We start from the raw sequence: 3640 nt of genomic DNA, 5'->3' as shown, positions 1-3640 counted from the left end.
CCTGGCCCGGGTGACCCGGTACAAGGCGGCCTTCGGTCAGCTCGTTCAAGCGGCCCGGACGCTCACCCGCGGCGGGCGGCCGCTGCTCGACGACCCCCGCGTCCGGGCCCGGATCGGCCGGATCTACACCGAGCTCGAGGTCCAGCGGTACGCGGCGCTCCGGGTCCTGTCCGCCCTCCAGAAGGGGGAGTCGCCCGGCCCGGCCTCCTCGATCACCAAGCTCTCCTACAGCGAGTTCGAGAAGCGGTACCTCGAGCTGGCGCTGGAGGTCCTGGGCCCGTGGGGGCAGCTCATGGCCGGCGTGCCCTACGAGTTCCTGGACGTCGACACCTCCTCCGGCGAGGCGGGCACCTGGGCCCAGGCCTTCCTGTGGTCGCGGGCCGGCACGATCTACGCCGGCTCGTCGGAGATCCAGAAGAACGTCATCGCCGACCGCGTCCTCCGGCTGCCCAAGGACATCCGGGCCGACCGGGGGACCTGAGGAGGCGGCCGTGGACTTCTCGTTCAGCGTGGATCAGCAGCTCCTCCGGAACGCGGCGCGCGCCTTCCTCGACGAGCACTGCCCGCCGGCGGTCGTCCGGTCCCTCATGGACGATGGACGCGGGGAGAGCGAAGCGTTGTGGAAGGACATGGCCGGGCTCGGCTGGCTCGGCCTGGCGCTGCCGGAGGCCGCCGGAGGAAGCGGGCTCGGGATGGTGGAGACGGCCATCGTCCTCGAGGAGATGGGCCGCGTGGCCTACCCGGGTCCCTACTTCCCGACGGTGCTGGCCGGCCTCGCCATCGCCGAGGCCGGCAGCGCGGCCCAGCAGAGCCGCTGGCTCCCGGCGATCGCGACCGGGAGCGCCCGGGCTACCGTCGCGCTCCTGGACGGGCAGCTCGACTGGGCGCCCGAGGCGGTCGAGACGCGGGCGGAGCGGATGCGGGGCCGCTATCTCCTCTCGGGGGCGAAGCCCTTCGTCCCCTGGGCCCACGTCGCCGATGCCCTGCTGGTGCCGGCGCGCGCTCCCGAGGGCCTCTCCCTCTTCGTCGTCGAGACGTCGGCGGCGGGCCTCGCGCTCGCGCCCGTGCTGGGCATGGACGTGGGGACGCGCTGGACCAGCGTCCGGCTCGACAGCGTCCCGGTGTCCGAGGACGCGGTGCTCGGGCGGCCCGGAGAGGCCGCGCCGCTGCTCGAGGGGCTCCTCCAGCGGGGGGCGGTGGGCGCGGCGGCGGAGATGCTGGGAGCCGCCCGGCGCTGCCTCGACATGTCGGTGGCCTACGCCCGGGTCCGCGAGCAGTTCGGCCAGCCCATCGGCTCCTTCCAGGCCATCCGGCACAAGTGCGCCGAGATGCTGCTCGAGGTGGAGAACGCGCACGCGGCCACGTACTACGCGGCGTGGGCGCTGGACGCCGCCGCCGAGGACCGGGCGATCGCCGCCTCGGTGGCCAAGGCCTACGTGAGCGAAGCGGCCCGGAAGGTGTGCGGCGAGGCGATCCAGGTGCACGGGGGGATCGGGTTCACCTGGGAGTACGACCTCCACCTCTACATGAAGCGCGCCAAGGCGCTCGAGGCGATGTACGGCGACCCCGACCATCACCGCGAGCTCATCGTCCGCCGCGTTGCGGGCTGAGAACGAAGCGAGGAGAGGAGCGCGCGCGATGGCTCGGATGACCGGCGGCGAGGCTCTGGTGAAGCAGCTCGGCCGTGAAGGCGTCCGGGTGGTGTTCGGTCTGCCGGGGGTGCAGCTCTACGGAGCGGTGGCCGCGCTCCGTGACGAGCCGGGGATGCGCTTCGTCGTCACGCGGCACGAGCAGGCCACGGGCTACATGGCCGACGGATACGCGCGGGCGAGCGGCGGCTTCGGGACCGCGCTCGTCGTCCCGGGTCCCGGCCTCCTCAACGCCGCCGCCGGGTTGAGCACGGCCTACGCCGCCTCGTCACCGGTCCTCATGATCGCCGGCCAGGTGCCGCGGCACCAGCTCGGCAAGCGGATCGGCGTCCTCCACGAGGTGGACGACCAGCTCGACGCCATCGCGCCGGTGACCAAGTGGCGGAAGCGCATCCTCGAGGTCGCCGAGATCCCGGCCGCCGTCCACGCGGCGGTGGCCCAGCTCAAGACGGGCCGCCCGCGTCCGGTCGAGATCGAGATGCCGCCCGACACGCTGGAGGAGGAGGCCGAGGCCGAGCTGCTGCCGCCGGCCCGGCCCGCCCGGCCCGCGGCCGACCCGGCCTCCGTCGACCAGGCGGCGCGGATGCTCCTCGCCGCCGCCCGCCCCGTCATCTACGCGGGTGGCGGCGTCCATCTTTCGGGGGCCCATGAACCTCTGGCGGCGGTGGCCGGCCACCTCCAGGCGGGCGTGGCCCAGTCCTCCGAGGGGAAGGGCGCGGTCGACGACCGGAGCGACCTCTCGCTCGGGGCCGCCCTGTGGCACGCGGGACCGCTCCGGGCCCACGTGGAGGCGGCGGACGTCCTGCTGGCGGTCGGCACCCGGCTGGCCATCGCCTCCCTCAAGCCCGAGCAGCAGGTGATCCACATCGACATCGACCCGGAGGAGATCGGGCGAAATCACGAGAAGAGCTTCGGCCTGGTCGGCGACGCCCGGGCGACGCTGGAGGCCCTGCTCGCTCGCCTCCGGGCCGGCGGGCCCCCCCGTCCCTCGCGCGCGGCCGAGCGAGAGGCCGTCCGGGCCGAGCTTCTGGCCGCCCAGCAGGAGCCGCAGGCGTCGATCCTGAAAAGCCTCCGCGCCGGAATCCCCGACGGGGCGATCGTCGTCTCGGACATGACCCAGATCGGGTACTACGCGAACCGCTTCTGGCCCGTGTACGAGCCGCGGACGTTCCTCACCTCCTCCTACTCGGGGAACCTCGGCTACGCCTACCCGACCGCGCTGGGCGCCAAGGTGGGCTGCCCCGACCGCCCGGTCGTCGCGCTCTGCGGCGATGGCGGCTTCCTCTACAATGCGCAGGAGCTCGCCACCGCCGTCCAGTACGGGATCAACGTGATCGCGGTGGTCTTCAACGACCAGGCCTACGGCAATGTCGCCCGCGACTTGGACGAGGCGTGGGGCGGGAGCGTCGGGTCCGAGCTCCACAACCCGGACTTCGTCCGCCTGGCCGAGGCCTACGGCGCCGTGGGCCTGCGCACCAAGGAGCCGACCGACGTCGGAGACCTCGTCCGCGAAGCCGTCGCGATGGATCGTCCGGCACTGATCGAGGTCCCGGTGGGCCGGATGCCGCGCCCGGTCTTCTTCACGCCACGGCGGAAGCCGACCAAGTACCAGCGCTAGTTGACTTCGGAGGGGGTGTCGGAAACCCTGGCCCATCGACCAATCGTCCCCCGTGGGCCGGCGGGCCAGCGCGTCCCCCGCGAGACCGCGCGTGAGGTCCCTGAGCGGGGCGGGGGTTGCCCGCACGACGGCCAGGATCGCCGCGCGGGGCATCGCCCCCTCACCCCATCGCCCCCTCACCCCACCCTCTCCCCCGTCGGGGGGAGAGGGTGGGAGGGTCGGCGTCAGGCCCTTTCGACGATGTAGAGGTGGGAGAGCATGTCCACGTAGATGTTGCCCTCGAGGACCGGCTCTCCTGCCTTGTTCTTCTCGATGCCCCGCACCCACGGCTTGGCCGCCGCGTAGCGGACGACCCACTGAGCCGGGATGTACC

The 3640-nt window shown here is 73.2% G+C and carries 3 protein-coding genes; all 3 read left to right on the top strand.

Annotation, left to right across the window (positions count from 1 at the left end; translation table 11 throughout):
• A partial coding sequence (locus VGW35_08160; protein ID HEV8307629.1) for an acyl-CoA dehydrogenase family protein occupies positions 1 to 481 on the top strand: 481 nt, incomplete at its 5' end.
• Positions 482 to 491: 10 nt separating this feature from the next.
• Positions 492 to 1610, top strand: coding sequence for an acyl-CoA dehydrogenase family protein (locus VGW35_08155; protein ID HEV8307628.1), 1119 nt, complete (start codon positions 492 to 494; stop codon positions 1608 to 1610).
• Positions 1611 to 1638: 28 nt separating this feature from the next.
• Positions 1639 to 3267 carry a thiamine pyrophosphate-dependent enzyme gene (locus VGW35_08150; protein ID HEV8307627.1) on the top strand — a complete coding sequence of 543 codons (1629 nt, stop codon included), beginning with the start codon at positions 1639 to 1641 and terminating at the stop codon, positions 3265 to 3267.
• Positions 3268 to 3640: the final 373 nt, after the last annotated feature.

This window comes from Candidatus Methylomirabilota bacterium (genome assembly GCA_036005065.1).
Lineage (GTDB): Bacteria > Methylomirabilota > Methylomirabilia > Rokubacteriales > DASRDR01 > DASYQW01.
The sequence above is the reverse complement of the archived record's forward strand: the minus strand, read 5'-3'. Positions and strand labels throughout refer to the sequence as shown.